Genomic DNA, 26,295 nt, shown 5'->3' on the forward strand with positions numbered 1-26,295 from the left:
GGTTTTTTATCCTAAAAAGCCTGCGGCCGGTGGTTCAGGCGGGGAAAGGCCGATAAAAAATGCGCAGCACTTCGTTGTCGCCCTGGCGTGAAAAACCGCCTTCCGGCTGCCAGCGCAGATCGCGCGCCAGATTGAGATTTTCCCAACCGACCGCGCCGCCCACGCCGATGCAAAGATTTTTATTGCCCGCGGCAAATCCCGCACCGGTGCCGATCATGGCATGCAGCAATCGGGGCGCCGCCGCGTCGCGCATGGAAAATATACCGATAAAACATCCCTGCGGCGCGCGCAGCATATCCGCCATGGTGCGGATCTCGGTATCATCGGGGCTGACGAAATGTTTATATTGCTTATCGAACACCGTCAGCCACAGCTGCTTGTATTTCGCCTTGCTGAGCGCGCCTGAACGGTGGGCGCAAAGCACCACCGCATCCCAGCACATCTCCCCGCTCAACGAAAGGTACTCTTCCGTATCAGCTTGCGGCTTGTCGGCGTAATGCCGCGCAAACTCAGCCGCATTCAAATGCGGCGGCACGGCCTGTTTGGCAACGTCACTCTTGTAGCGCTTGAAATTCAACCAATGCATGGGGAGTATCCTCTTCACCCGCGAGATTAATGAATCTGAAGCCGTGGATGAGACGAGCCATCACATCCAGGGCGTCGTCGGCGATGGCGGTTTCATCATCATTCAGCCCCTGCTCCACCAACCGCTCAATCGCGCTCATCACCGCCGGAGCGCTGGTTTCTTCCCCCTGCGCCACCACGTCTAATACGGCTTTGCCGATCGCCAGACAAAGCTCATGATCAAACTCAACCTCTTTATACGGCTGCATAATCACCCCGATAAATTTTCACCCAAGAATACTAGACCACAATGGCGTATCGCGCCTGCCATCGTAGCGCAGCAAGGCATGCAGCCGAAGATAAGTGCATCCGGCTCCGGGTTGATAGCCCGAAGCCCGATAAAAAGCAGGTTATTGCGGTGCTTGTTCGGTGGGGCGAATAATAAAACAAGTGGCGGTTGCCGAAGCCAGCAGCTTCCCTTCCGCCGTTTTTAGCGTGCCTTCAGCGAATGCGACGTTCTTCGCCGCATAGACCAGACGCCCCTCGGCGATCAGATCAGTTTCTTTCGGCACAGGGCGCAACATTTTAACCTGCAGATCGACGGTGCCATAGCCAATCCCCGCGCCCAGCGTACTGTGTACCGCGCAACCGGTCACGGAGTCCAAAACCGTGGCGGCGAAACCGCCATGTACGCCCCCCAGTGGATTCAGATGGCGCCCGTCGGCCCGCGCCGCGATGCGAATATACCCCTTTTCCACCGCGACCGGTTTCATGGGCACGGTTTCAGCGATCGAGGCCGGTGGGATCTTGCCAGCCATCGCAGCCTGTAATAACGCCAGCCCGGTCATGTTTGTCGGATCCATTGCTCTCTCCTCTGGTGGTAAACCGGTTATATAAGAGAGGTCTGACCTCTTAACTTGCTTTTTCGTGCTGATGTCGTCAGCCGCCTGCTCTTCAGATTCTCTGAACGTGACCGTCATCACTCTTTAGAGCTAATAACCACAATTTTTTAGCGCCTTTAGATTTAAAACAACTTTCTACTGTAAACACCGCCGGAAACTGAACGCAGTTAAGTTCAACATTATTAAGGCGTATCTATCATGGATTTCTTTCTGCAATTAGCGGTTATATTGGCATGCCTGCTGTATGGGGCGCGTAAGGGCGGCATTGCGCTGGGGTTACTGGGCGGTATCGGTTTGATGATCCTGGTGTTTGGCTTTCACCTGCAGCCCGGCAAACCGCCGGTAGACGTGATGCTGGTGATCATCGCGGTGGTGGCGGCCTCCGCCACCCTGCAGGCCTCAGGCGGGTTGGACGTCATGCTGCAGATCGCCGAGCGGATGCTGCGGCGCAACCCGCGTTATGTCTCGATCATCGCCCCCTTCGTCACCTGTATTCTCACTATCCTGTGCGGCACCGGCCATGTGGTGTACACCATCTTGCCGATCATCTATGACGTGGCGATCAAAAATAATATCCGCCCGGAACGGCCGATGGCGGCCAGTTCGATCGGCGCGCAGATGGGCATTATCGCCAGCCCGGTCTCGGTGGCGGTGGTGTCACTGGTGGCAATGCTCAGCAGCTACACCTTCAATGGCCGCCATCTGGAATTCCTCGATCTGCTGTCTATCACCATCCCTTCGACGCTGTGCGGCATTCTGGCGATCGGCATCTTCAGCTGGTTCCGCGGCAAAGACCTGGACAAAGACCCGGAGTTCCAGAAGTTCATCTCGGTGCCGGAGAACCATCGCTATGTCTACGGCGACGCCGCTACCCTGCTGGATCGGGTATTGCCGCGCAGCAACTGGATCGCCATGTGGATTTTCCTCGCCACCATCGCCCTGGTGGCGGTGCTGGGGGCCTTTTCCGGCCTGCGGCCCAGCTTCGGCGGCAAGCCGCTCTCCATGGTTCTGGTGATCCAGATGTGCATGCTGATGGCCGGGGCGTTGATCGTTATCATTACCCGCACCAACCCGGCGTCTATCTCTAAAAACGAGGTGTTCCGTTCCGGCATGATCGCCATCGTGGCGGTGTATGGCGTCGCCTGGATGGCGGAAACCATGTTCGGCGCGCACCTGGCGCAGATCGAGGCCACACTGGGTGTGTTGGTGAAAGAGTACCCTTGGGCCTATGCGCTGATCCTGCTGCTGGTGTCGAAATTCGTCAACTCGCAGGCCGCCGCACTGGCGGCGCTGGTGCCGGTGGCGCTGGCGATCGGGGTTAACCCCGCCTATATCGTCGCTTCGGCGCCGGCCTGTTACGGCTATTACATTCTGCCAACCTACCCCAGCGATCTGGCGGCAATCCAGTTCGATCGCTCCGGCACCACCCGCATCGGCCGCTTCGTGATCAACCACAGCTTTATTCTGCCAGGCCTGATCGGCGTCAGCGTCTCCTGCGTCTTCGGCTGGATCCTCGCTGCGGCGTTCGGTTTCTTATGAGTTGTACTTCGGAGCCCTGCGGGGCTCCCTGCAAACAGGATGACAATCCATGGGTATAAGGCATGACAAGACAGGAAGGAATGCGGGGGGAATGCGAATTACAAAAACAAAAAAACCGCCTCTCGGCGGTCTACGACATTACTACTTATTGCTTTGATTATTCGGTATTTTTATTCCCTGGTACCCGGGGCGGGACTTGAACCCGCACAGCCATAAGCCGAGGGATTTTAAATCCCTTGTGTCTACCGATTTCACCACCCGGGCTCGGGAAAGTTGGAGGCGCGTTCCGGAGTCGAACCGGACTGGACGGATTTGCAATCCGCTACATAACCGCTTTGTTAACGCGCCTTTATTCTGTTTGCCTTTTCAGGCCAAAGCCGGTGACTCACCCACTTCGTTTTGTTCTTTTCAATCGCGATGTTGAAATCGCTTATCTTAATCATCTGATTCTTAAGTAATTTATTTCGTTACCGCCGAATCGATGGACTGCATTATGGACTAAACCCCCCACCTTGGCAACCCCCCGAAATAGCAAAAAGTTCTCTAACGCTTTCAACTGCTTATTTTGTGGGCGCACTGTTCACAATGCCAACGGAAAGGCAAGCGGAATGTTGATTTTATATGCATTGGCTCAGGGATTCACGGGCAAATCGGATCTTTTTTCTCGACAGGAATCGCTTACCCGTGCCCTCCCCGGCTTTTCATTTGCTTATGATGATGGGGTACCGGGCAAAGCATCATCATGGGGACATCGCGTAATCTTCGATGCACACGCATAGAGTCGCCGGCAACGGTGAGACAGATTATCTGCCCCGTCACACCTTCTGCTTTCCCTGACCGCAATCCCTCGCCCCTGACAGCGATTGCCGCATCGTTCGGCCGATACATCAAGCCGGCTAAAGCCGGCTACCGAGTTCGAGTAAGAAATCAACAGCCAGTCTGTTTCGGGCAGAAGCATGACGCGCCTTTTCATACACAACAGACAACGGCGCGCCAACGCTGTCAAACTCGTTCAGAACGGTGACAAGCCTGCCTGCAGCTAACGCCGGTGCCACAACGTAATGCGGCGCCTGAAGAATGCCCTGCCCACCTTCAGCCAATGCCAGCAGCACGGCGACGTGATCGCTGGCCAGTGGTCCGATAGGAAAGTGGCGATATGCTTCCCCGGATCGGGAGAATGTCCAGGTACGAAACTGGCCGCTATTGGCCATGATATAGCGTAGGCAAGCATGTTCGCCAAGATCGCCGGGGAAACTGGGTGCACCATGCTGCTGCAGATAAACCGGCGCCGCAACGGTCTGGAAACGATGTGGCGGCAAAGCGCGTGCAACCAGACGAGAATCCGGCACTTCGCCCAACATAACAGCCAGATCGAAACGTTCGGCCGTCATGTCAACATGTCGGTCGGTCAATGTCAGCTCGATATCTAGTCCCGGATGGGCAGCCAGCCACTCGCTGAGTGCCGGCGCAACCACGCATTGACCAAAACTCACCGGTACACAAATCCGCAGTTTTCCGCGCCACGGTTGGGCGCTCCCCCCCAGCAGACTGCGTGCGTCCTCAATGGCCGTCATGCCTTGCCGACAAACGTCGAAGAAAACTTCACCATCGCCGGTCAATGTGATCTGCCGCGGTGAGCGGTGGAATAATTTCACGCCAAGTTCTGCTTCCAGACGCGCCACCGACTTGCTCACCGCAGAAGGCGTAATACGCAGCACACGTGCAGCGCGCGTGAAGTTACCGGCTTCGGCGGCTCTGACAAAGGTGCTGATATCACTGAATGGATCCATTCTTATTATTCCCTTAATTCACAGTAACTTTGATTATAAAGGCATTATCATTCCTGTTCATCATCCATATAGTTATTCCTCCACTAACTGATGAGGGATACAACATGTTGAAATTTACCAACGGTCTGTTTTCGCGACTATGTTTGCTTTCTACTATGGCTGTAACGGCAAGCCAAGCCGCAGCAGCTGCGACTAACTTAATACCGCAACAACAGCCGAAAGAAGAGCGTGCGGCGCTGGTCATGATCGAGTTCGTCAATGAGTGGCTGGATCCGCAAGGTAAGTTGCATGGTTTGATCCAGGACAAGCGATCGCTCGCCCGTTCCCAGGAAGCGGGCAAACGCGCCCTGGAGGCTGCTCGCCAGGCGGGGATGCCGGTCATTCACGCTACGCTGCAACTGTCGCCAGACTACCGTGAACTCGGGCGCAAACCATTTGGGCTACGCGGCGCCATCCCCAAAGCCGGCACCTGGCAAAAACAGGATAAAGGCTGGCAGTTCTATCCATCATTCGCTCCGCGATCAAATGAGTTTGTCATCAGCGGGCGTGCGGGTGCCAGCGCATTCGCCGCCTCCGATTTGGACAACTATCTGCGCGGGCAAGGCATTACCCGGCTGTACCTGGCCGGTTACGCCACCCACGTCTGCATCGAGTCCACATTACGCGCCGCACACGATCTGGGCTATGAGCCAGTGATCCTCAGCGATGCGACGGCCGCTTTCACCGCTCAGCAACAGCAACACGTTCTGAACGACGTAGTGCATCATTTTGGCTGGGCCATGATGACACAAGCGTTTATCGAAACTCTGTCTTTCGGCGATCAGACAGCGCTGAAAGCGAGATCCACCAACTCCCCGGAGCCCGCACAATCGCTGCGTCTGCTGACGGCTCCAGGCCAGAAAATCCCCGGCGTCTCCGGCGCTGCGCAAACACAGAGTGGCCTGCTGTTTCTCAGTGGCCATGTCCCAGTAACCGCTGACAACAAAGTCCCTTTAGGGCTGGAGAAGCAATTGGAATTGGCATTCAAGAATTTGAACGACACGCTGCAGCATGCAGGCAGTTCACCCGAAAATATTGTCAGAATGACGCTGTACGTGCGCAATTATCGTCCCGAACAGTTGGCCACAATTCGCAAGATCCGCGATCGTTGGCTCAAAGGGCATGAACCCGCCAGCGCCTTGATCGGCGTAGAAACTCTGTTCCGACAAGATGTGCTGGTCGAAATCGATGCGGTGGCGGTACCCACCGCGCCTCAAACCGCAGTCTGATCCCAATCGTTGTGGTAAGTTGAAGGGCATTTTATCGCACCGCCGCTTTATTAAATGTGGCGGTACAGTTAGCCTGCGATCGCCTCTACGATAAAAAGGATTTCATCATGCCGCACGCAACCTTATTAGCTCAGTTAAAAGCGCGGTTGGGTGAGCCGCCGGACATCAGCCCTTTCCCCCCGCAAGAACTTGGAAAACTGTGGGCGGACATTCACCGTCTGGCGAACGATGTCGAGCATCCGGAGTTCAGGACGCTGGCGTACCATATCAGGCAACAAACCAAAACGTTAGGCAAGGTTCCCGCCTTTGATAACGCTACCGCCATTGACGTTTTGCGCAACCTTGTTTGTTGGGAAGACGCGGTACTTTGCATTGCCGGCTTGACGGCATCGCCATCGCCAGCGCTGGCCACAGAGCTGCGCCGGATCCTGACTACGGGCGCCCCGCAACAAAAGGAGCCGGCCTTCTGGGCGTTACGGCGTTACGAAGCCCACGTATTGACCAGATATACCGATGATGAGATTCGCTCGCGCCTGCAGCAGGCCGTGATGACGCAGCACGCCCAGGACCCGTATGTGTTAAGTGAGTTCGCCGTGCTCTCTCGCCTCAGCCTCGCCGGCGCCCTGACGCTCTGCCAGTCGCAAACCGCCTACTATCAACCTCAGTCGCTCTACGACGACAGGAACGACATGCAGATTCTGAGCGACGAGCCTGCCTATATGGATTTCGCCCGGACCGCGTTGGAACAGGCGCTCAGGCACCTCGAAGCCATCCGGCGGGCCGAGCTACCCTATAAGGCCGACTGCGCCTTCTCAGTCGATGACGCGCATATTATTGCCCGGGCGGCTCGCATTACAGCGTGGCGAGATGAGCGCTGGTTCGGTCCGTTGATCGAACAGCTATTGCCGCAGGTTGCCGTTGCGCCCACCATGGCCAAGACCGCGCCCTCTCAGGCACTGGCCATCGCCCTGGGACATTCAATTCAGGCGGCACCCACGCCGGAAGGTGTCAAGGCACTGCGCTATACGCTAGAGTCGGTTCGTCATGCCGGGATTAAAAAGAAACTGGGGCGCAATGTAAAACCCGCAGAACGCAACCTGGCCGAACGCCCCGATATGGCGCTGAAATTAAGCGGCCAACTGCCCGCCGGGAAAAAGCAAACCGCCATGCTCGCATCTTGCCTCGAGGCCAGTATGTGGCTAGGCAGTGAGTTCACCTATCATGACTGGCATTCACAGTTGCACAACTCTCCGGCCGGCGCGCCGTTAGCGCATTCTCTGATTTGGCTGGCTCGCTGCCCGGGCCAGCCCGATCGCGTATTTGTGCCGCTGGACGGCGCTCTGGACGCTCACGGGCAGCCCCTGGACTTGCCGAATGACGCCGAGATTCTGCTGTGGCATCCGTTGATGGCGGATGAAGGTGAACGGCAGGCGTGGCGCACATTCATTATCTCACGTCGCATCGCCCAGCCGTTCCGTCAGGCCTACCGCGAGTATTACTTCCGCTCCGCCGATTTTTCCGGGTATTTACTGGCACTTCGCCCACTGTTGGGCCTTGCCCGGCAGCAAGGATGGCATATCGGCGCCGGCGGCGTGGGCCTTGCGCGCCGCTTCGGTGAGTATCAGGCGCTGTTCGCCGTGAATGCCAAACTCTATCCTGGAGCCGATGGCTGGGGAGCGTCAGGTGCATTGACGGTCAATCGGCAAATCAACGGGCAGTGGGAGCGTATCGCCCCCGAGGCTCTGCCGGCAATCACGTATTCGGAGATGTGCCGCGCCGCAGATCTGCTAATCAGCCGCACGGCGTTAGCGGAGGGCGATGCCTTGGCCTCCGGCGCTTCACCGCAACAGCGGGCGCGTCACCTGAGTTATCTGACGGAAACCTCTAACATCGCTAACCTGCGCCGTGAAACGCTACGCCACATTTTCCACCAGCCCATCGCCGCAGGCAGGCTCACCGTAGAAACAAATCATCTGCGCATCGCCGACTATGCGTTGCATCTGGCGACGGGCCGAGTCACCCGCGCCGGCGCACCGGCGGAATTACCGTCAACCCCAAAATCGGGCGGCAAGTCGCCGATCTTTTGGCTACCATACGATGAATCCATCCTGAGTACCATCGTCGACCGCGCAGAGATTTTATTGGCCGCGACAGGCAGCGCCAGCTGATATTCACCTTGCCTTCAGGCATTTCTACCGAGCGCCCCCATCAGCGGAACGCACGCACCATCAGGTAAAGACTCCCCTACAGTTTCAGGCACGGGAGCGGTGCTTTATTTCCGGGATTGGTCGGCTATCTGGGCCAAAGCAGCGGCCCTGGGCGCCGCTATAGGCATGTTCCTGCGGCGCAGTGCTACTGATAATCCTGTTGTTACCTGAAATCAAAGGCAAGCAGTTGGAATGACAATCGGCAAAATGTTGCAGAGTCAATCAAATGATTGAAATCGTATTGAAAAAGGGGGCACGACGGCTACCGGAGGACAAAACGAAAAAGGGGCCTAAGCCCCTTTTTCTTACCTGCCGAATCATGAAGATTCAACAGGCTAATGTTTGGAGCGGGAAACGAGGCTCGAACTCGCGACCTCAACCTTGGCAAGGTTGCGCTCTACCAACTGAGCTATTCCCGCATTACCAGAACTGACTGATTTCTTTGCTATCTTTCGGCAATTCATCGTTGTCGTCTGATGCGATGCATTCTACTTACCTGACGTGATGAGTCAATAAAATTGTTGGCACACCACGATCGTTTGCCGCTTTTTGCAGCGTATCGATCACGGTTCCAGCAAATCGTTGCGTGCCGCGTTCAAATATTGGAACATCGACCAGAAAGTCAGCACCGCCGCGATATACAACAAGCCAATCGCCACATACTCTACGGAACGATCCGGCCGCCACAGCAAGCCCACCAGCGACATCATCTGCGCCATGGTTTTCACTTTGCCGATCCAGGACACCGCCACGCTGCTGCGTTTGCCAATTTCCGCCATCCACTCGCGCAGCGACGAAATGATGATTTCACGGGCGATCATGGTGGCCGCCGGCAGCGTGATCCACCAGCTGTGGTAGTGCTCCGCCACCAGCACCAGCGCCACCGCCACCATCACTTTGTCCGCGACCGGATCCAAAAACGCCCCGAAGCGCGTCGTTTGTTTCCAGCGACGTGCCAGGAAGCCGTCAAACCAGTCGGTGACGGCGGCAAACACAAAGATAACGGCGCAAACCATCGGAGCCCAGTTGAACGGCAGATAAAACGCCAGCACAAAGAATGGGATCAGAACTACGCGAAACAGGGTAAGCCAAGTCGGTATATTCAATTGCATAATGCTACGGTAACTATCTGGCTAGAGTGGAAATTAAGAGTATGTTGCTACATTGCCCTCAGTGTTTCAATGCATTGTAGATCTTTTCTGCCAATGCTTGTGAAATACCCGGCACTTTTGCAATTTCCTCCACGCTGGCGTTCAACAAAGGTTGCAGTCCGCCCATATACTTCAACAGCACCTGGCGCCGTTTCGGCCCTACGCCTTCAATCAGCTCCAATGCGCTGGTATTCCTGACTTTCGCCCTTCTCTGCCGGTGACCGGTAATGGCATGATTGTGCGAATCGTCGCGGATGTGTTGGATCACATGCAGCGCCGGCGAATCCGGCGGCAGAGAAATCCCTTCACCTTCCGGCACGAAGAACAACGTTTCTAACCCTGCCTTGCGGTCGGCGCCTTTGGCGATGCCGATCAACAGCGGCTTATTCTTGTCCCAGGTAACATTCAGCGATTTGAATACGTCGATCGCCATGCCGAGCTGCCCTTTACCGCCGTCGATGAAGATGACATCCGGGATCTTTTTCTCTTCCAGCGCCTTGCCGTAACGGCGCTTCAGCACCTGCGTCATCGCCGCGTAGTCATCGCCAGGAGTAATGCCGCTGATATTGTAACGCCGATACTCCGCTCGCACGGGGCCGTTTCCGTCGAACACCACGCACGAAGCCACTGTCTGCTCACCCATGGTATGGCTGATATCGAAGCACTCCATACGGTTGATTTCCGTCAGGTTCAGCACTTTGGCCAATTCCGCCAGCCGCTGATGGATCGTCGACTGTTGCGACAGCCTGGTGGTCAACGCCGTTGCCGCGTTGGTGCGCGCCAGTTTCAGATAACGGGCGCGATCGCCGCGCGGTTTGCTTTGAATTTGGATCTTGCGCCCCGCCAACTCGGAGAGCGATTCCGCAAGCAGGTCTTTTTCCGGCAGGCTGAAATCCAGCAGGATCTCGCCGGGCAGCGTACGCGCCTGGCTGCCTTGCAGATAGAACTGGCCGACAAAGGTCTGCACCACCTCACCCATATCCGTGCCGCCCGGCACTTTAGGGAAATAGCTGCGGCTGCCCAGCACCTTGCCCTGACGGATGAACAGCACGTGCAGGCACGCCATACCGGCATCGAACGCCACGCCGATCACGTCCAGATCGTCGCTGTCGCCCGACACGAACTGCCGTTCGGTAACGCGGCGCACAGCCTGAATTTGATCGCGAATGCGCGCCGCTTCTTCGAAATTAAGCAGTTTGCTGGCTTCTTCCATACGCTCAATCAGCTGGTGCAATACCTGCTGATCTTTGCCAGAAAGAAACAGCCGCACGTAATCCACCTGCTGCCGGTACTCGTCTTCGCTCACCAGCCCGGCAACACAAGGCCCCAAACAGCGGCCGATCTGATACTGCAGGCACGGACGCGAACGGTTGCGATACACGCTGTTTTCGCACTGGCGGATTGGGAACAGCTTCTGCAGCAGCGCCAGCGTCTCGCGCACGGCGTAAGAGTTGGGGAAAGGCCCGAAATATTCGCCTTTGGCGTGTTTGGCGCCGCGATGCACAGCCAAACGGGGATGGGTATCCGCACTGAGAAAAATCAGCGGGTAGGATTTATCGTCTCGCAAAAGAACATTATATCGCGGTTGGTACAATTTAATGTAGTTATGTTCCAACAGCAGCGCTTCTGTCTCGGTGTGGGTAACCGTTACGTCTATTTGCGCGATATTTTTAACCAGCGTCTCGGTTTTACGGCTGCTGACCTGCTGCCGAAAATAGCTGGCGAGACGCTTTTTCAGGTCTTTGGCTTTACCGACGTAGATCACCGTACCCGTGGCGTCATACATACGGTAGACGCCGGGCTGGCTGGTGACGGTACTCAGGAAGGCTTTGGCATCAAAACGGTCATTCACTGCTTAACAACGTCTCCGCATTGAACAATCCATGTCGGATGGCCAGGTGAGTCAATTCGACGTCGCCGCTGATATTCAGTTTGCTGAACATGCGGTAACGGTAGCTGTTCACCGTTTTCGGGCTGAGACTCAGTTGCTCCGAGATCTCATTCACTTTTTTGCCTTTGGTGATCATCAACATGATCTGTAACTCGCGTTCAGACAAGCAGCTGAACGGCGTTTCAGCCTGCGGTTCCAACTGACTCAGGGCCATCTGCTGTGCGATATCAGACGCGATATAGCGCTGCCCGGCATGCACGGAACGCAAGGCGTTAATCACTTCCTGCGGCGCGGCGCCCTTGCTCAGGTAACCGGCGGCACCCGCCTGCATCACCTTCGCGGGCAAAGGATTTTCAGTATGGATGGTCAACATGATGACTTTGACGTCGGGTGCATAACGCACAATCTTGCGCGTGGCTTCCAGCCCGCCAATGCCCGGCATATTCATGTCCATCAGCACGATATCGACAGCGTTGCCGCGGCACCATTTTACGGCGTCTTCACCGCACTGAGCCTCACCGACAACTTTTATACCTTTGATATCTTCAAGAATGCGTCGTATCCCTGCGCGCACCAGTTCGTGGTCATCAACAAGAAGAACGCTAATCAAGGAAAAATCTCCAAAAAAAGGGAGTAACGCAATCGGCCTCTGTTTTCGCCAGAGATATTACTTGTTTTTCAGACAAGAATGAACACAGATTAATACATACTTCCGAATAACTTTGCGGAGCAGAGCTGATTTTTCAATTTTAGCCGTCTATGCCGCCGATAAATCGTCACGTCGGAAAAGATCGGGCGACGAAAATAATTTCGTCGCGCTGCGTCTGACACAGGATAGCGCGACAATCATGCCGCGAGGGAGAAATCTGTGTAAGCAATCACGACATGAATAATATTAACACGGCTGTTGGCTGTTTGTAATCATTTGATATTTAAAGGCGTAACAAAATCCGCGGCCAACGTGGGTCCGGCAACCCTCGGTCGAAACTATTATTCCCGGCAAACGCCGGTAAAATCGGCGCCTCCGCCCCCCAGTAATTATAATAACCCCGATTGTTCAACAATAACGTACCGGAAAAATACTTGTTAACCACCTCGAAATAACTTGCCGAGAGTAGATGATTCAGACAGGCAACGAGCGAACGTTGCCCACCCGCGAGACCTGAGCAAGCCCGGTGCAGATGACAGACTCATGCTATGCTATACTCCGCGCCCAGTTAAATTCGCCGCCGCGCCCGGGGCTACTTTTTAGCCCGCGCGCGGTGCGCCAAAGCAGCTTGTATCAGGCTACGGCCTCAAAAAATCAGGAGAGAAAATGAGCAACGTTGATTTCACTACGTCTGCAAACCCGGAAATCTTGGCGACCGAGGTTGCCTGCCTCAAAGCTACGCTGACGCTGATCTTGAAATCGATCGGCCAGGCCGACGCCGGGAAAGTCATCATCAACATGGAACGTTTCATCGCGCAGATTGAAGATCCGACTCAGGCAGAAATCTTCAAGAACAGCATTCAGCAAATCAAGCACGCTTACCGTCAGTAAGCGTTGCGCCCCAGACCCGCACTTCTTGTGGGTCTGCTTTTCACCACGCTACGCCACACCCCATTGATCTTGCACGCGCTTTCGAGCAGTGTGTTGACTTTTCCCCCCACACCCGAGACCGTTATGGGCATCCTTGTCAAAGCGCTGATCGGCGCGCTGGTCGTGGTTCTAATCGGCCTGTTGGCCAAAACGCGCAACTATTATATCGCCGGTTTAGTCCCGCTCTTTCCCACTTTCGCCCTGATTGCGCATTACATTGTCGGCAGCGAACGTTCAATTGCGGCACTGAAAACGACGCTGATTTTCGGCATGTGGGCGGTATTGCCCTACCTGGTATATTTGATTTCGCTGTATTTCCTGATTAACAGTCTGCGGCTGTCGTTAGCGCTGGGTGCGGCGGTATTGTGCTGGATTGCGGCGGCGTGGCTATTAATTACGCTGTGGGGATGGTGGCAAGGGCGTTAACGCCCTTGCCTGGGCTGTTACGGCCGCCCTGCCTGCAACACGAAGCCTCGCTGCCGATCGCCGGCGATGCGCAGATAGCGGCTTTCACCGGCGCGCAGCGTCATCGGCACGCTGCCGCTGGTTTCACGCCAAATACATAGAGAGTTCTCGATCATATCTTGCCCGATACTGACCGAAATATTGCCTGGCGGCACGCGAAACTCTGCTTTTTCTTTTGCCTCGAGTGAAGCGGCAAACTCCCCATTCACATAGACGCCAGTGCGGCAGCTGCCCGCCAGCATTCCGCTGTCGCGCACCACGACCACCGTAGCGTAAGGCGTATCCGGGATATTCTGATAGAGCATCAGACGGCTTGGGGGGGGCAACTCAGCCTGTTGCGGCGGTACGGCTTGAGTCGCACACCCCGTCAGCAGTGCAGAGGCAAATAACAACGCGGCGTAATGCTTCATCCTTGGCTCCTGAAGAAAATAATGCTTATCGTAGCAAGAGAATAGCTGTCTCCAGTAGCCTTCATACCGCAGAGACGAAAAAATCGGATAACTTCCCACTCCTCTCACGGACCTGCAGGGATAAGAAGATTCTGCATTAAAGCCATTGAAATAAAGGCGATTCTTGCAGATTTAAAACTTGATCATGCCACGTTGGATATCTGCCGCAAAAGCACCACTGACGTAACTGAAACCATCCTGCGTGACATAAACCCGGGTATGACCGGTCTCTGATAACACCGCCACCATATATCCCAGGCTGATCATTTCATGGGACGGAACGTTCATCGGGGTTAGAAATCCGCGCCCACGGCACCACTGATAAAAGCGGGTTCGCCCATATCCCAACACGGCGCCAACATCGGAGAGGTGCTTAAAAGTATCATAATCCTCTGATGGTGAAGGTAAACCGTCATGACTTTCAGGCGTTTTCTTTATCCCAGACAAAATAAACTCCTTTTTTGACTCTGTCGCGTACGGTTATCCTTCCTCTAAAATTAATTTAAAAAATCCAAATTTAAAATGCAAATGAATTCCCTGTAACTAAAAAGTCTTCCCCAGAAAAAACCTGAAAATAAAACCCCAATAAAAAAACAGAAATAAAAAAATAAGGTATTAATACTGAGCATTAAATCCTTGACATGGGTAAATATCCTAAATAAAAATAATAGTCATACCGGATAATAAAATACTTAGCTTGCATATTATTTCCCCTCATTAAAACGATGCAATTGCGGTCGGATCATTGCGGCATAAAGAGAATGAATAAAATCAATACCACATCGTCCAGCCCTCGCCGTGAGGTCGCGGATCCTTACAGACTGCCCTCAATGCGCCACATCCTCTCTCAACGCGACACTTCCTCAATCACACCTAAACAATAACCATTATCATTTCCAATTGTTCCGCCAGTTTATTACACTTTCCTACCTCGTCAGTTAGGAACATTCCTAGGCTGCGAGCCTCAGGATAGAGAAAGAGTTAGGGACACCATGAAGAATTGCCGTTGTTTGATTGTTTTGCCGTTATTGATGTTGACCGCCTGCACCCAATGGGAAAGGCCTGGCGCGGTTGAGAGTACCCGGAATGCCGAATATGCCGAATGCCGCAGCCGCGGATACGATCGCTTCCCCCCGGACGTGGTGCGGGACGTGGAGTTCAGCTACGAAAACAAATACATTCCTTGCGAGAAGAATAAGAAAGACTGTCCGTCGGGATACCGCTACGACAAGGAGCCGTCGATTAAAACAGTGCAGACCGATCGCAATCAGTCCGCCCGAGACGCCACCATCGAAGCCTGTATGTACGGCAAAGGCTGGCGGGAGAAAACCTACTATTGGCCGCAATGGTAATGTAGCGGCGTTTGCCTGGGGCGAGATGCCGCTAACCCATTCAACCATCGTCATCACATCGGTTCAGCCCCAGCGCAACCAGCGTTTCCGTCCTGACCGGCGTTAAAGGCACACGCGGCGACGGTAAAGGCCAGCCCAAAAGCTGCCTCGCCGCCGTTGCGCAGACTTTACCCTGGCATGCCCCCATACCACAGCGGCTGCTCATCTTAGCCGTGTTCCAATCCGGCTGATGGCGTACCTGTTCCAACGTAACGTCTTCGCAGCGGCACAGTAACGTTTGCGGATTGGCCAGCGAATTCAAGCGCTCATCGAGTGCGAAGGCATTTGCCGCCGCCGTGGCGAAACGCCGCCACCGCCGCCGCTGCGCCGCCAGGCGCTCTGCCTTTTCCCGCTGCCCGGTGGCGGCATAACCGGCAATGGCGCCTTCAGTGAGCGCCAATTCACTGCCGCCGATGCCGGTACACTCCCCGGCAGCAAAAATTTGCACCTGACTGGTTTGCTGCCAATGATTCACCGCTACGGCGTCATGCCTTATCCGACACCCCAACAGCATCGCCAGCTCAATGTTCGCCACCAGACCAAAACCGCAGGCCAGCCTGTCGCAGGCCACCGTACTTTCCCGCCCGCCGTTATTGACACGCACCGACGCCAAGCGCTCTTGCCCCAAGGCCGCCAGCACCCGGCTACCGGCACGATAATGGCTTGGCATCAGAGAGAAAGCCTGACGCAGCTTGGCCGGCCAGCGCCACAGGCCGCCGGCGAAAGCCGCCAACCGCCACAGCGGCGCCTGCTCCGCCAACATGACCACCTCTCCGCCGGCCTGTTTCACGCTGTCGGCCACCGCCAACAGCAGCGGACCACTGCCGGCGATCACCACTCGCTCGCCACGGATCGCCAACCCCTGCTTGATTTGCGCCTGTAGACCACCGGCGCCGGTCACCCCCGGCAGCGTCCAGCCGGGAAACGGCAACAACAGTTCACGCGCGCCATTGCATAAAATCAGCTTTTGATAGCGAATCACGCCGCAGCCCTCGGCGTCTTCATATGCCAATCGGTTAGCGCCACACTGCGCCACCAGCTTGCAGCCAGACTGCAGCGCAATATTTTCCCGCGCCGCCACCGCCTGCCGATAGCGGTTCGCCGTTTCAGGTAAAGCCACCTGCATCCCGTCGCGCCAGATTTGCCCGCCGGGATGCGGATTATCATCAATCATTCGCACCTGGCCACCACTTTCCGCAGCGGCCAGCGCAGCCGCCATGCCGGCCGGCCCGGCACCGACGATCAGCACCTCACAATTGAAGTTACTCATCATCGTTCCTCTCTATGCGCATGCCGGCTTGGCACAGCGTTTGGCACGCCAGCCGACGCAGGCCGTTAATGGTCACCCGGCACTCCTGACAAACGCCCATGCCACAAAAGGGAGCCCGCGGTTGGTGTGAAACAGATAACCGACAACGATCGTCGCCGCACAGGCTGAGCGCCGCAGCAACGCTGAGACCAACCGGCACCCGCCGGTGTTCTCCATCGATGCTCAACGCGATCGTATTTTGTCTTTCATTCATACAGGCAATTCCTCGGCGGCAAACGCCCGCGCAGCCAAATACGGGGAATCGTCAATCTCCGGCGTTTGCCGGCCAATCTGCGCAGTAATCAGCGCAGCGCTGCCGAGCGCAGTCGTGACGCCCAATCCCTCATGCCCCAAAGCCAGCCACAGCCAGGAATGCCGCGGATGCACGCCCAACAGCGGCAGCCCGTCGGCAGAGGCGGCGCGCAACCCGGTCCAGCAGCGAATGATGTTCATCTGCGCCAGTGCGGGCAAGAAATGCTGCGCACGCGTAAGCATTGCCGCCAACAGCGGCATGTCCAACGCCGAATCGACGGCGTCGAACTGGCGGGAAGAGCCGATCAGCCATTGTCCGGTGGGCCGCGCCTGCACATTGAAAGCCACCGACGTGCCGTTACTGGCATGCGCGCTGGCGCCATACCCCAGCTCCACCAGTTGATGCCGCACCCGCGGCGGGTAGCGATCGGTGATCGCCAGCTGGCCCTTCTTGGCGTGAAGCAAAGTCTGCGGTAATAGGCTATTGGCCCTAAGGCCGCAGGCCAGGACCACCACCGGCGCGGCCAGACGTCTGCCGTCCGCCAGCCGCACGGCTTCCTCTTCCAACGCTGTCGCTTCACCATGCACCACGTCAATTGCCGCACCACGGTCGGCCAACAGCCAGCGAGCCGCGAACGGCGCATACAGAATGCCATCGCCCGGCACCCGCAGTCCGCCGGCCAGGCCGTGCCGCAGCATCGGCTCCATGACGGCGATCTGCTCTGCCGTCAGCAGTTCCGCGGCCACGCCCTGCTCCGCCAGCCGCGCCCGCTTTTGCTCGGCGATGGCCATTTCATCCGCTTGATCCGCCAACCACAGCGTACCGCAGCCACGCCAGGCGCAGGCTTCCGGCATGCGCCCCGTCACTTCGCGCCACAACCGCAGCGAATAAGCGCTCAACGCCAGCTCGGCAGGATTATCGTCCATGCAAACCAGATGCCCCATACCGGCGGCGGTGGCGCCGGCGCGGCGATCGTCCACCACCGAGACACGATACCCTTCCCGCGCCAGCCGCCAGGCGCAAGCGGCGCCGATGATACCGGCACCGACCACGATGACATCGGCTCCCCGCTCGGCGCCCATCAGCGTATCCCCCAGACGAAGGGATCGCGTTCGTCGAGCAGCAGTTGGCTATCGGCGCACACATAGGCCTGCCCGCGAATAAAGGGGGCAATGCGATCGCCGTTCCAACGATAATAGGCCTGGAATTCGCTGCCGATCACGCTGGCCTGCCGCCACTGCGTGTCCGGCGGCAGTTTGCCGTCCGCCGCCAGACACGCCAGTTTGGCGCTGGTGCCGGTACCGCACGGAGAACGGTCATAGGCTTTGCCGGGGCACAGCACGAAGCTGCGGCTGTCGGCCTGCGGATCGTCACCGAACAGTTCGATATGGTCTATCGCACCGCCGTCTTCACCGCGGATGCCCGCCTGTTCCAGCGTTTGCCGCACCGCCCAGGTGAACGCGGTCAAGGCCTCCAGATTGTGTTTATCGATGGGCGACGGTGACTCGCCGATCAGGAAGAACCAGTTGCCCCCCCAGGCGATGTCACCCGTCACTGCCCCGTGACCGGCAACCTCAAGCCGCACCTGGCGGCGATAGCGATAAGCCGCCACGTTCTCCACCGTGACGCTGCCGTCATCATGCAGCGTGGCGCTTACCGGTCCGACCGGGGTCTCGATCAGGTGGCGCCCGGCGTGGATGCGCCCCAGATGAGCCAGCGAAGCGATCAGCCCGATAGTGCCGTGCCCGCACATGCCCAGATAGCCGCTGTTGTTAAAGAAGATCACCCCGGCGGTGGCCTGTGGCGAGCAGGGGCGGCACAGCAACGCCCCCACCAGCACGTCATTGCCACGCGGTTCGAGCATCACCGCGCAGCGCCAATCGTCATAATGTTGTGCGAAACGCGCCCGCCGTTCCGCCATGCTACCCTCGCCGAGATCGGGAAAACCTTCCACGATCAGGCGGGTCGGCTCTCCGCCGGTATGAGAATCGATCGCCCGCAAAGCGGTGATATGCGCAGAAAGTGCCATCGGCGTCTCCTGGGTTAATGAGATGTTACCAATGGCATTAGCCTGAACGAATGTGAGCATGACGGCTTGATGCGTTTCGGCGCAGCGAATGAAGAAATCAGCACAGTGACAAACGTCAGGCCTGACGCGTCGCGGGTATGAGTTTAACGGTTGTCATAATAATGACTTATTTATCATGTCGTTATTTTCATGCTAAACCCTTGCGTAGCGAGAAACGCCGCAGTTTTCAAGCAACCGCCAAACACCGTCCGGCAAAAGTATGCGGCAATCCGCATATTTGGCAGCCCGCCGGAAATAGCGCTTGCTTCGTTACAAAAAAGTTAATATTGATGCGAAAGCGCCAACCTGGCCCGCCTGTTTTTCCGGCTAACGACCGAAAAGGGACTGTTATGCGATCCACTTCAGACTACCCGCCTCCGGTTTCTCTCTCGCCGCCTTCGCTTGTGGGGCTGCCGGAGCAGGAGGACGTTTTTGCCGTCGAACATCTGTCGCGCCTGTGCGACGGACTGGCGCAGCAGCGCCCGAACAACCTGCGCGATCTGCTGAATACGCTGGCGCTGATCGCGCCGTTGCTGAACGCGATCCCCAACGTGGTGTTCTTTATCAAAGACGCCCAGGCTCGCTACCTGCTGGCCAACCTGACGCTGGCCAGGCGCTGCGGTTTCAAAACCGTCACGCCGCTGCTGGGCAAAACCTCCGCCGACGTTTTTCCCGCTCAGCTCGGATCCGGCTATACCGAGCAGGATCTGCGGGTATTGCGCCACGGCGTGCTGATCCAGGATCAGCTGGAAATGCACCTGTACAACGGCCGAGAAACCGGCTGGTGCCTGACGCAAAAGCTGGCGCTGTATGACGCGCAGGGAAAAATCATCGGTATGGCGGGTATTTCTCACGATCTGCAGGAGGCCAGAGCCAATCACCCGGCCTACCAGCGGCTGGCGGCGATCGACGTGCATATCCGCCGCCACTACGCCAGACCGATCGCGCTTGAAGAGCTGACGGCGCTGACCGGGTTATCGGTGGCGCAGATCGAACGCTACTGCAAACGTATCTTCCACCTCACCCCGCGCCAGATGATCCACAAAGTGCGGCTGGAAAAGGCCACGGAACTCCTGGCCGGCGATCTGCCGATCACGGACATCGCGCTGCAGTGCGGCTATACCGATCACAGCGCCTTCAGCCGTCAGTTCAAAGCGATGACCGGCTCCACGCCGCGCGATTTTCGCCTGACGCTTTCCGCTTAACGCGCTGATTTACCCCGTTAACCCTCTCTTCTCACGGCGTACCGACGCCCGATTTTTCACGCCCGTTTTCCGCCGCGATTGTGCCAATTTCGTCGCGGCAATCGGCGAAAAGCGTCAAGCCTCCCTGCGCAATACCGGTCAATCTGTCGGTGAGCCTTACCAAAGATTCACTTTTCATTAACACTTTCGGACGACAGGACAAACACGATGAGCCATAAAACTCTAAGCTGGAGCGGCGTATTCCCGGCGGTGACGACCCAATTTCGCAACGATTTCTCTCTGGATCTCGACGCCACCCATACGGTGATCAAAAACCTGGTGCGCGACGGCGTCTCCGGCCTGGTGGTGTGCGGCACCGTCGGTGAAAATACCTCGATGACAGTGCAGGAGAAGCTGGCGGTGATCGAGGTGGCGAAAGACGCCGCCGACGGTAAAGTGCCGGTGATCGCCGGCATCGCCGAGTTCACCACCGCCTTCGCGCAGAACATGGCGCGTGAAGCGCAAAAGGCCGGCGTCGACGGGATTATGGTGATGCCGGCGCTGGTCTACTCCGCCAAACCGCACGAAACCGCCGCGCACTTCCGCAGCGTCGCTGGCGCGACCGATCTGCCGATAATGGTCTACAACAACCCTCCCATTTACAAAAATGACGTCACGCCCGACATTCTGACCTCGCTGGTCGACTGCGAGAACATCGTGTGCTTCAAAGACTCGTCGGGCGATACCCGCCGCTTTATCGACCTGCGCAATGAAGTCGGCGATCGCTTCGTGCTGTTCGCCGGGTTGGACGATGTGGTGCTGGAAAGCATCGCCGTCGGCGCGCAAGGCTGGATCTCCGGCATGTCCAATGCCTTCCCGCGCGAAGGGGAAACCCTGTTCCGGCTGGCGAAGGAAAGACGCTATGAGGAAGCGTTGGCGCTATACAGCTGGTTTATGCCACTACTGCACCTCGATGCCCGCCCCGATCTGGTGCAGTGCATCAAACTCTGCGAACAGCGGGTCGGCCGCGGCAGCGCTGTCACTCGCCCTCCGCGCCTGGCGCTGCAGGGAGAAACGCTCACCGAGATCAACGCCGTGATCGATAAAGCGCTGGCCACCCGCCCTGCGCTGCCGAACGTCGGCCTGTGACGCCTTCATCGCCCGGCCATGCCGGGCGTCATGCTTTATCCACCGGGGGAACCGATGCCCAACGATCGCTACGCCGCCATCAGCGGCCAACAATTTATCGGCGGCCAACGCCGCGCCGAAGGGGAAGCGTCGCTGTGTAGCCTGCGCGCCGACGACGGTCAGCCAACCGGCTACCGCTTCCACCAGGCCACGGCGGCAGAAACCGCCGCCGCCGCAGAAGCCGCCGCAGCAGCCTTTGCGCCCTATTCACAGCTCAGTGCAGAACAACGCGCGAACTTTCTCGACGCCATCGCCGAAGAGTTAGACGCATTGGATGATGTTTTCTTCACCTTCGCCATGCAGGAATCGGCCTTGCCGTCTGCGCGGTTGAGCGGCGAACGCGCCAGAACCAGCGGCCAGATGCGGCTGTTCGCCACGCTGCTGCGGCGCGGCGACGTCGAGGGCGTGCGCATCGACTGCGCGCTGCCGCTGCGTTCCCCCCTGCCGCGCCCCGATCTGCGTCAATACCGCACGGCGCTCGGCCCGGTGGCGGTCTTCGGCGCCAGCAACTTCCCGCTGGCGTTTTCCACCGCGGGCGGTGATACCGCCGCCGCGCTCGCCGCCGGCTGCCCGGTCGTGTTCAAGGCGCACAGCGGCCATATGATCACCGCCGAGCTGACCGCTCAGGCGATCGAGCGCGCTCGGGAACGCACAAGGATGCCCGCCGGCGTCTTCAACATGATCTTCGGCAATCGCGTGGGGGCCGATTTGGTACAACATCCGGCGATTCAGGCAGTGGGATTCACCGGCTCGCTGCAAGGCGGCCGGGCGCTCTTCGATCTGGCGATGCAACGCCCTCAACCTATACCGGTCTTCGCAGAAATGTCGAGCATCAATCCGGTAGTGATCCTGCCCAAGGCGTTGGCGCGGCGCGGGCAGCGCATTGCGCAGGAACTGGTCTCTTCCTTCACACTCGGCTGCGGTCAGTTCTGCACCAAGCCCGGCGTGATCGTCGCGCTGCGCGGCGCCGCCTTCGATCGGTTAACCGAAACGATGAGCGCCCTGGTTAACGCCGCCGAGCCGCAGCCGATGCTGAATGCCGGCACGCTGGAGCACTACCGTCACGGGCTGGCAGCCCTCGATGCCCATCCAGGTATGCGGCGTCTCGCAGGCCGAAGCGAAACGCCCACGCTTCGGGCGGCGGCGCAGCTTTATCAGGCGGAAGAGGCGCTGTTGCTGCAGGCTGACCCGCTGCTGCAACAAGAGGTCTTCGGCCCGGTCAGCATCCTGGTGGCGGTGGATAACGAAGCGCAGCTGCATGCGACGCTGGCGGCATTGCAAGGTCAGTTGACCGCCACGCTGCTGGCGGACGACGACGATCTCGATGTGGCCGCCGGTCTGACGACACTGTTGGCGCGCAAAGCCGGTCGGGTGCTGTTCAACGGGTATCCGACCGGGGTGGAAGTGTGCGACGCCATGGTGCACGGCGGCCCTTACCCGGCCACCAGCGATGCACGCGGCACCTCGGTAGGCACGCTGGCCATCGAGCGTTTCCTGCGGCCGGTTTGTTTGCAAAACACCCCTGCGGCGCTGTTGCCGCCGGCGCTGCAGGACGCCAACCCGCTCAACCTGCTGCGGCTGGTGAACGGCGTTTACACCCGAGCCCCCCTGGTTTCACCTGCCCCAAATTAGCCCGGCCGCATCTGCCTGCCACTCAATAACAAAAGGGTAATACCATGACAACCCAAGGCAAATTCAAGAAGCAGCTTACGCTCACCGACCTGACGTTCATCGGTCTGGGCGCCATCTTCGGCTCCGGTTGGCTGTTCGCCGCCAGCCATGTCTCCTCCATCGCCGGCCCGGCCGGCATCTATTCCTGGCTGATCGGCGGCCTGGCGGTGCTGCTGCTCGGCATCGTCTACTGCGAGCTGGGCGCCGCCCTGCCGCGCGCCGGCGGCATCATTCGCTATCCGGTATTCTCGCACGGCGAACTGATGGGTTATCTGCTGGGGTTTATCACGCTGATCGCCTTCTCCAGCCTGATCGCCATCGAAGTCGTCGCCGCCCGGCAGTACGCCGCCGCCTGGTTCCCGTTCCTCAGTCAGCCGGGTTCCGGCGATCCAACCGCGATCGGCTGGCTGGTGCAGCTGGCGCTGCTGTGCTTTTTCTTCGCGCTCAACTATTACAGCGTCAAAACCTTCGCCAAATCCAATAACCTGATCAGCGTGCTGAAGTTTCTGGTGCCGCTGTTGGTGATCGTGGTGTTGTTCAGCTTTTTCAAACCGGAAAACCTGCACAGCCAGGGCTTTGCTCCCTTCGGTTCCGCCGGCGTTGAGGCCGCCATTTCCGCCGGCGGCATCATCTTCGCCTACCTCGGCCTGACGCCGATCATTTCGGTCGCCAGCGAGGTGCAACGGCCGCAGCGCACCATTCCCATCGCGCTGATCCTGTCGGTGGTGCTGTCCACCATCATCTATGTGCTGCTGCAGATAGCGTTTCTCGGCAGTATCCCCAGCGAGATGCTGAGCGGTGGCTGGGCCGGCATCAGCCAACAGTTCTCCCTGCCGTTCCGCGACATCGCCATCACGCTGGGCATGGGATGGCTGGCGTTTCTGGTGGTCAGCGACGCGATCGTTTCGCCGAGCGGCACCGGCAATATCTATATGAACGCCACGCCCCGCGTGATCTACGGTTGGGCGCGCGCCGGCACCTTCTTCAAACTGTTCACCCGAGTGGACGCCGAGTCAGGTATTCCTCGCCCGGCGCTGTGGCTGACCTTCGCTCTCTCGGTATTCTGGACGCTGCCGTTCCCATCCTGGGAAAAACTGATCGGCGTGGTGTCCGCCGCACTGGTGCTGAGCTACGCCATCGCCCCGGTCACCGCCGCCGGGCTGCGGCGCAATGCGCCCGATATGCCGCGTCCGTTCCGGGTCCGCGGTTTCTGCGTGCTCGGCCCGCTGTCGTTTATCATTTCGGCGCTGATCGTCTTCTGGTCCGGCTGGGACACCGTCTCCTGGCTGCTCGGCTTGCAGATCCTGATGTTCTTCATCTACATCCTGTTCAAGAATCAGGTGCCGACCCACGCCGTTAGCCTCAGGCAGCAAATTTGGTCCTCGCTGTGGCTGATCGTCTTCTATGCGCTGGTGATCGGGCTTTCCTACCTCAGCAGCTTCGGCGGCATCGGCGCTATTGCTCATCCATGGGACACCCTCACCATGGCGGTGATTGCGCTGGCGATTTACTACTGGGGCGCCTATACCTGTTTACCCCAGGCCAATTTTATCGGCGATGAAGAAGAATGAACCCAGGGAGGACATCGAAATGACATCCATGCATGTGCTGTCGCTGGAACAGGCTTATCAACTGGCGTTGCGTACGCTGCGCAGCAACGGTTTCAATCAGGCGCATGCCGAGGCGGTGGCGCAAAATGTCACCCAGGGCGAACGCGACGGCTGCGCTTCTCACGGGCTGTACCGGCTGTTGGGCTGCGTACGATCGCTGCGGGCAGGCAAGGTCTCTGCCGATGCGATGCCCAGGTTGCTCGACCAGGCGCCGGCCATCTTGCGTGCCGACGCCGGCGGCGCGTTTTCCCTGCTGGCCTACCGCACCGCTCTGCCGGCCTTTATCTAGAAAGTGCGCGCCAACGGTGTCGCCGCGCTGGCGATCAACCGCTGCGTGCATTTCTCCGCGCTGTGGGCCGATATCGAACCGCTGACCGAGCAGGGGTTGGTGGCCTTGGCCTGCACGCCCAGCCACGCCTGGGTGACGCCGGCCGGCGGTTCGCGACCGCTCTTCGGCACCAACCCCATCGCCTTCGGCTGGCCGCGTCCGGATCGGCCGCCGTTTTTGTTCGACATGGCCACCAGCGCGGCGGCGCGCGGCGAAATCGAATTACACCGCCGCGCCGGCACCCCGCTGCCTGAAGGCTGGGGCATTGATAAGGCAGGCAATCCGTCCACCGATGCCGCCAGCGTGTTGGAGGGCGCGATGCTGACCTTCGGCGGACATAAGGGCTCGGCGCTGGCGGCAATGGTTGAATTGCTGGCAGGGCCGCTGATCGGCGATATGACCAGCAAGGAATCGCTGGCCTATGACGATGGCACCGGTTCGTCGCCTTACGGTGGTGAGCTGGTCATCGCGTTGGATCCCGAGCGTTTTCTCGGTGCGGATAAGGCGAAATATTTCGCCGGAGCGGAGGCGATGTTTGCCGATATGCAGGCGCAAGGCGCCCGCATCCCCGGCGAACGCCGTTATCGGCAACGGCGCCAGAGCGAGCAATACGGCGTGGAAATCCCCAAGGCGTTGTACGACGAAATAGTGGCGCTGTGCGATTAACGCTGGATTTATGCCCCGCGCCGGCAACCCGGCGCGGGGAGAGGCTTATCCAGCCTGAGCCATGTCGCTGTGCAGGCGCTTGCGCCATACCGGTTTGGTGTCCCAGCGTGCGAAGTGTTTCGCCTCTTTACCCGGCTGCACCTGATGCCACATGTCTTCTTGCCACCGGATCGGTTCCTTTCCTCGCAACGTTGGGCGGGTCTGTTTAATCGTCCGTTGCAAGACGTCTGCTTCTTCCGCAGTAATGGGCGGCGCCTGTCTGGCGGCGTCCAGCGCACGGCTTCCCAGCGGCGCCATCACCTGATACAACACGTTGACCTGCTGCAGCGTCGCTTGCTGATTAGTGCTCATCCCCTTACCCGACCAACCGTCGAAGTTTTCACCGGGATCGTCCCCCTGCGCGCGATACTCATTACCTGGCCCCTCGACGATATTCCATCCTTGCCAGGTCACCAGAGTGTGTAATCCATCGCGATCCTGCAGGTTTTTATTCTGGATCTGTTTGAGCACCGCGGCGCGGTTTGGCACACCGATCAGATTCATAAACTCGTCCAGCGCGTTCCAATGCTGCCCCGCCACCAAACCATTCCAGACATTACGCAAACAGTTCCAGGGAATGGTGTGGTGCCAGGTTAGCGTGATAAGCGGTTTGGTTGACGCATGTTGCCAACGGCTCGGTTCACTGCCCCGATCGCCTCTGATAATCCCATCGACTTCTAATGGCATAGCTGCCCCTCTTCTGGCTGAAATGAAAAATATGCGCAAGGCCGGTGGCCCGGTTGGCATAAAAACGTCAGCTAAAATCGTAGCAGTTCAGACTGG

At 58.1% G+C, this 26,295-nt stretch carries 25 protein-coding genes, 3 tRNA genes and 2 pseudogenes; 12 read left to right on the forward strand and 18 right to left on the reverse strand.

The window, feature by feature from the left end:
• Nucleotides 1-34: 34 nt before the first annotated feature.
• The 3 genes from ACJ8OK_RS12900 to ACJ8OK_RS12910 all read right to left on the reverse strand — a co-directional run bounded on the left by ACJ8OK_RS12900 (nt 35) and on the right by ACJ8OK_RS12910 (nt 1,427).
• Nucleotides 35-586, reverse strand: a complete 552-nt coding sequence (locus tag ACJ8OK_RS12900) for a hypothetical protein (RefSeq protein WP_033633384.1) — start codon at nt 584-586, stop codon at nt 35-37.
• Nucleotides 552-833: a hypothetical protein gene (locus ACJ8OK_RS12905; RefSeq protein ID WP_442530622.1), complete on the reverse strand. Its 282-nt coding sequence runs from the start codon at nt 831-833 to the stop codon at nt 552-554. Before ACJ8OK_RS12905 ends, ACJ8OK_RS12900 begins: the two co-directional genes overlap by 35 nt.
• A 141-nt stretch (nt 834-974) precedes the next feature.
• Complete coding sequence (locus tag ACJ8OK_RS12910; protein ID WP_442530623.1) at nt 975-1,427, reverse strand: PaaI family thioesterase; 453 nt, start codon at nt 1,425-1,427, stop codon at nt 975-977.
• Nucleotides 1,428-1,664: 237 nt separating this feature from the next.
• Here ACJ8OK_RS12910 and ACJ8OK_RS12915 point away from each other — a divergent pair, with 237 nt between their 5' ends.
• Nucleotides 1,665-3,005, forward strand: coding sequence for an anaerobic C4-dicarboxylate transporter (locus ACJ8OK_RS12915; RefSeq protein WP_004927934.1), 1,341 nt, complete (start codon nt 1,665-1,667; stop codon nt 3,003-3,005).
• A 178-nt stretch (nt 3,006-3,183) separates the two neighbouring features.
• On the opposite strand, the gene ACJ8OK_RS12920 is transcribed toward ACJ8OK_RS12915, so the two are convergent.
• The 3 genes from ACJ8OK_RS12920 to ACJ8OK_RS12930 form a co-directional block, all read right to left on the reverse strand.
• A tRNA-Leu gene (locus tag ACJ8OK_RS12920) sits at nt 3,184-3,269 on the reverse strand.
• Nucleotides 3,270-3,279: 10 nt separating this feature from the next.
• Nucleotides 3,280-3,353 (reverse strand) — tRNA-Cys (locus ACJ8OK_RS12925).
• A gap of 548 nt (nt 3,354-3,901) precedes the next feature.
• Nucleotides 3,902-4,795: a LysR family transcriptional regulator gene (locus tag ACJ8OK_RS12930; protein ID WP_442530624.1), complete on the reverse strand. Its 894-nt coding sequence runs from the start codon at nt 4,793-4,795 to the stop codon at nt 3,902-3,904.
• 104 nt (nt 4,796-4,899) lie between these two features.
• Here ACJ8OK_RS12930 and ACJ8OK_RS12935 point away from each other — a divergent pair, with 104 nt between their 5' ends.
• The 3 genes and pseudogenes from ACJ8OK_RS12935 to ACJ8OK_RS12945 form a co-directional block, all read left to right on the forward strand.
• The gene (locus tag ACJ8OK_RS12935; protein ID WP_202963932.1) at nt 4,900-6,063 is read left to right on the forward strand and encodes an isochorismatase family protein; all 1,164 of its coding nucleotides are present in this window, start codon (nt 4,900-4,902) and stop codon (nt 6,061-6,063) included.
• Nucleotides 6,064-6,170: 107 nt separating this feature from the next.
• Nucleotides 6,171-8,231, forward strand: a complete 2,061-nt coding sequence (locus ACJ8OK_RS12940; protein ID WP_033633388.1) for a DUF4132 domain-containing protein — start codon at nt 6,171-6,173, stop codon at nt 8,229-8,231.
• A 77-nt stretch (nt 8,232-8,308) separates the two neighbouring features.
• Nucleotides 8,309-8,466, forward strand: a pseudogene (locus ACJ8OK_RS12945) (MFS transporter); the annotation flags it as partial.
• A gap of 147 nt (nt 8,467-8,613) precedes the next feature.
• On the opposite strand, the gene ACJ8OK_RS12950 reads toward ACJ8OK_RS12945, so the two are convergent.
• The 4 genes from ACJ8OK_RS12950 to uvrY form a co-directional block, all read right to left on the reverse strand.
• Nucleotides 8,614-8,689: transfer RNA gene (locus ACJ8OK_RS12950), tRNA-Gly, on the reverse strand.
• Nucleotides 8,690-8,833: 144 nt separating this feature from the next.
• Entirely contained in the window at nt 8,834-9,382 is a 549-nt protein-coding gene (gene pgsA / locus ACJ8OK_RS12955; RefSeq protein WP_004927937.1) for a CDP-diacylglycerol--glycerol-3-phosphate 3-phosphatidyltransferase, read from the reverse strand.
• A 58-nt stretch (nt 9,383-9,440) separates the two neighbouring features.
• Nucleotides 9,441-11,273: an excinuclease ABC subunit UvrC gene (gene uvrC / locus ACJ8OK_RS12960; protein ID WP_033633389.1), complete on the reverse strand. Its 1,833-nt coding sequence runs from the start codon at nt 11,271-11,273 to the stop codon at nt 9,441-9,443.
• Nucleotides 11,266-11,922, reverse strand: a complete 657-nt coding sequence (gene uvrY / locus ACJ8OK_RS12965; RefSeq protein ID WP_004927947.1) for a UvrY/SirA/GacA family response regulator transcription factor — start codon at nt 11,920-11,922, stop codon at nt 11,266-11,268. The genes uvrC and uvrY overlap by 8 nt, the downstream gene beginning before the upstream one ends.
• 705 nt (nt 11,923-12,627) lie before the next feature.
• Here uvrY and ACJ8OK_RS12970 point away from each other — a divergent pair.
• A complete protein-coding gene (locus ACJ8OK_RS12970) occupies nt 12,628-12,852 on the forward strand; it encodes a DUF2594 family protein (protein ID WP_004927950.1) in 225 nt (74 codons plus the stop codon).
• A gap of 123 nt (nt 12,853-12,975) precedes the next feature.
• Nucleotides 12,976-13,317: a GlpM family protein gene (locus tag ACJ8OK_RS12975; protein ID WP_004927953.1), complete on the forward strand. Its 342-nt coding sequence runs from the start codon at nt 12,976-12,978 to the stop codon at nt 13,315-13,317.
• A gap of 17 nt (nt 13,318-13,334) precedes the next feature.
• Here the strand turns inward: ACJ8OK_RS12975 and ACJ8OK_RS12980 are convergent, their stop codons facing one another.
• A complete protein-coding gene (locus ACJ8OK_RS12980) occupies nt 13,335-13,766 on the reverse strand; it encodes a hypothetical protein (protein WP_028128013.1) in 432 nt (143 codons plus the stop codon).
• 171 nt (nt 13,767-13,937) lie between these two features.
• Nucleotides 13,938-14,252, reverse strand: coding sequence for a hypothetical protein (locus ACJ8OK_RS12985; protein ID WP_033633390.1), 315 nt, complete (start codon nt 14,250-14,252; stop codon nt 13,938-13,940).
• 545 nt (nt 14,253-14,797) lie between these two features.
• On the opposite strand from ACJ8OK_RS12985, the gene ACJ8OK_RS12990 reads away from it, so the two are divergent.
• On the forward strand, nt 14,798-15,157 hold the full coding sequence (locus tag ACJ8OK_RS12990; RefSeq protein ID WP_004927961.1) for a hypothetical protein: 360 nt from the start codon (nt 14,798-14,800) through the stop codon (nt 15,155-15,157).
• 40 nt (nt 15,158-15,197) lie between these two features.
• Here the strand turns inward: ACJ8OK_RS12990 and ACJ8OK_RS12995 are convergent, their stop codons facing one another.
• Genes ACJ8OK_RS12995 through ACJ8OK_RS13010 form a run of 4 tightly spaced genes read right to left on the reverse strand, consistent with a single transcriptional unit; the run spans nt 15,198 to nt 18,787 of the window.
• Complete coding sequence (locus ACJ8OK_RS12995) at nt 15,198-16,466, reverse strand: FAD-dependent oxidoreductase (protein ID WP_442530625.1); 1,269 nt, start codon at nt 16,464-16,466, stop codon at nt 15,198-15,200.
• Nucleotides 16,459-16,719, reverse strand: coding sequence for a (2Fe-2S)-binding protein (locus ACJ8OK_RS13000; protein WP_004927966.1), 261 nt, complete (start codon nt 16,717-16,719; stop codon nt 16,459-16,461). Before ACJ8OK_RS13000 ends, ACJ8OK_RS12995 begins: the two co-directional genes overlap by 8 nt.
• Nucleotides 16,716-17,840, reverse strand: a complete 1,125-nt coding sequence (locus ACJ8OK_RS13005) for an NAD(P)/FAD-dependent oxidoreductase (RefSeq protein WP_060559182.1) — start codon at nt 17,838-17,840, stop codon at nt 16,716-16,718. The genes ACJ8OK_RS13000 and ACJ8OK_RS13005 overlap by 4 nt, the downstream gene beginning before the upstream one ends.
• A complete protein-coding gene (locus tag ACJ8OK_RS13010; protein ID WP_060559180.1) occupies nt 17,840-18,787 on the reverse strand; it encodes a 4-hydroxyproline epimerase in 948 nt (315 codons plus the stop codon). The genes ACJ8OK_RS13005 and ACJ8OK_RS13010 overlap by 1 nt, the downstream gene beginning before the upstream one ends.
• A 389-nt stretch (nt 18,788-19,176) precedes the next feature.
• Between ACJ8OK_RS13010 and ACJ8OK_RS13015 the strand changes: the two genes are divergently transcribed.
• Nucleotides 19,177-20,031, forward strand: coding sequence for an AraC family transcriptional regulator (locus ACJ8OK_RS13015; protein ID WP_031300114.1), 855 nt, complete (start codon nt 19,177-19,179; stop codon nt 20,029-20,031).
• A gap of 31 nt (nt 20,032-20,062) precedes the next feature.
• Here ACJ8OK_RS13015 and ACJ8OK_RS13020 read toward each other — a convergent pair whose 3' ends face one another.
• A complete protein-coding gene (locus tag ACJ8OK_RS13020; protein ID WP_153303148.1) occupies nt 20,063-20,209 on the reverse strand; it encodes a hypothetical protein in 147 nt (48 codons plus the stop codon).
• Nucleotides 20,210-20,238: 29 nt separating this feature from the next.
• Here ACJ8OK_RS13020 and ACJ8OK_RS13025 point away from each other — a divergent pair, with 29 nt between their 5' ends.
• The 4 genes and pseudogenes from ACJ8OK_RS13025 to ACJ8OK_RS13040 all read left to right on the forward strand — a co-directional run bounded on the left by ACJ8OK_RS13025 (nt 20,239) and on the right by ACJ8OK_RS13040 (nt 25,473).
• Nucleotides 20,239-21,159, forward strand: coding sequence for a dihydrodipicolinate synthase family protein (locus ACJ8OK_RS13025; protein ID WP_033633394.1), 921 nt, complete (start codon nt 20,239-20,241; stop codon nt 21,157-21,159).
• A gap of 54 nt (nt 21,160-21,213) precedes the next feature.
• Nucleotides 21,214-22,830, forward strand: coding sequence for an aldehyde dehydrogenase (NADP(+)) (locus ACJ8OK_RS13030; RefSeq protein ID WP_033633395.1), 1,617 nt, complete (start codon nt 21,214-21,216; stop codon nt 22,828-22,830).
• A 44-nt stretch (nt 22,831-22,874) separates the two neighbouring features.
• Nucleotides 22,875-24,440: an APC family permease gene (locus ACJ8OK_RS13035; RefSeq protein WP_033633396.1), complete on the forward strand. Its 1,566-nt coding sequence runs from the start codon at nt 22,875-22,877 to the stop codon at nt 24,438-24,440.
• A 19-nt stretch (nt 24,441-24,459) separates the two neighbouring features.
• Nucleotides 24,460-25,473, forward strand: a pseudogene (locus ACJ8OK_RS13040) (Ldh family oxidoreductase).
• 45 nt (nt 25,474-25,518) lie between these two features.
• Here the strand turns inward: ACJ8OK_RS13040 and ACJ8OK_RS13045 are convergent.
• A complete protein-coding gene (locus ACJ8OK_RS13045) occupies nt 25,519-26,199 on the reverse strand; it encodes a hypothetical protein (RefSeq protein ID WP_004927990.1) in 681 nt (226 codons plus the stop codon).
• Between the last annotated feature and the right edge of the window lie 96 nt (nt 26,200-26,295).

Origin of the sequence: Serratia sp. CY71090 (assembly GCF_052166845.1) — a bacterium.
Lineage (GTDB): Bacteria > Pseudomonadota > Gammaproteobacteria > Enterobacterales > Enterobacteriaceae > Serratia > Serratia nematodiphila.

Excerpts from the sequence above, each read along its gene's own strand:
- ACJ8OK_RS12900 (WP_033633384.1), bottom strand. The coding sequence starts at position 586 with ATGCATTGGTTGAATTTCAAGCGCTACAAGAGTGACGTTGCCAAACAG.
- ACJ8OK_RS12905 (WP_442530622.1), bottom strand. The coding sequence starts at position 833 with ATGCAGCCGTATAAAGAGGTTGAGTTTGATCATGAGCTTTGTCTGGCG.
- ACJ8OK_RS12910 (WP_442530623.1), bottom strand. The coding sequence starts at position 1,427 with ATGGATCCGACAAACATGACCGGGCTGGCGTTATTACAGGCTGCGATG.
- ACJ8OK_RS12915 (WP_004927934.1), top strand. The coding sequence starts at position 1,665 with ATGGATTTCTTTCTGCAATTAGCGGTTATATTGGCATGCCTGCTGTAT.
- ACJ8OK_RS12930 (WP_442530624.1), bottom strand. The coding sequence starts at position 4,795 with ATGGATCCATTCAGTGATATCAGCACCTTTGTCAGAGCCGCCGAAGCC.
- ACJ8OK_RS12935 (WP_202963932.1), top strand. The coding sequence starts at position 4,900 with ATGTTGAAATTTACCAACGGTCTGTTTTCGCGACTATGTTTGCTTTCT.
- ACJ8OK_RS12940 (WP_033633388.1), top strand. The coding sequence starts at position 6,171 with ATGCCGCACGCAACCTTATTAGCTCAGTTAAAAGCGCGGTTGGGTGAG.
- pgsA (WP_004927937.1), bottom strand. The coding sequence starts at position 9,382 with ATGCAATTGAATATACCGACTTGGCTTACCCTGTTTCGCGTAGTTCTG.
- ACJ8OK_RS12970 (WP_004927950.1), top strand. The coding sequence starts at position 12,628 with ATGAGCAACGTTGATTTCACTACGTCTGCAAACCCGGAAATCTTGGCG.
- ACJ8OK_RS12975 (WP_004927953.1), top strand. The coding sequence starts at position 12,976 with ATGGGCATCCTTGTCAAAGCGCTGATCGGCGCGCTGGTCGTGGTTCTA.
- ACJ8OK_RS12980 (WP_028128013.1), bottom strand. The coding sequence starts at position 13,766 with ATGAAGCATTACGCCGCGTTGTTATTTGCCTCTGCACTGCTGACGGGG.
- ACJ8OK_RS12990 (WP_004927961.1), top strand. The coding sequence starts at position 14,798 with ATGAAGAATTGCCGTTGTTTGATTGTTTTGCCGTTATTGATGTTGACC.
- ACJ8OK_RS12995 (WP_442530625.1), bottom strand. The coding sequence starts at position 16,466 with ATGAGTAACTTCAATTGTGAGGTGCTGATCGTCGGTGCCGGGCCGGCC.
- ACJ8OK_RS13000 (WP_004927966.1), bottom strand. The coding sequence starts at position 16,719 with ATGAATGAAAGACAAAATACGATCGCGTTGAGCATCGATGGAGAACAC.
- ACJ8OK_RS13005 (WP_060559182.1), bottom strand. The coding sequence starts at position 17,840 with ATGGGCGCCGAGCGGGGAGCCGATGTCATCGTGGTCGGTGCCGGTATC.
- ACJ8OK_RS13010 (WP_060559180.1), bottom strand. The coding sequence starts at position 18,787 with ATGGCACTTTCTGCGCATATCACCGCTTTGCGGGCGATCGATTCTCAT.
- ACJ8OK_RS13015 (WP_031300114.1), top strand. The coding sequence starts at position 19,177 with ATGCGATCCACTTCAGACTACCCGCCTCCGGTTTCTCTCTCGCCGCCT.
- ACJ8OK_RS13020 (WP_153303148.1), bottom strand. The coding sequence starts at position 20,209 with ATGAAAAGTGAATCTTTGGTAAGGCTCACCGACAGATTGACCGGTATT.
- ACJ8OK_RS13025 (WP_033633394.1), top strand. The coding sequence starts at position 20,239 with ATGAGCCATAAAACTCTAAGCTGGAGCGGCGTATTCCCGGCGGTGACG.
- ACJ8OK_RS13030 (WP_033633395.1), top strand. The coding sequence starts at position 21,214 with ATGCCCAACGATCGCTACGCCGCCATCAGCGGCCAACAATTTATCGGC.
- ACJ8OK_RS13035 (WP_033633396.1), top strand. The coding sequence starts at position 22,875 with ATGACAACCCAAGGCAAATTCAAGAAGCAGCTTACGCTCACCGACCTG.
- ACJ8OK_RS13045 (WP_004927990.1), bottom strand. The coding sequence starts at position 26,199 with ATGCCATTAGAAGTCGATGGGATTATCAGAGGCGATCGGGGCAGTGAA.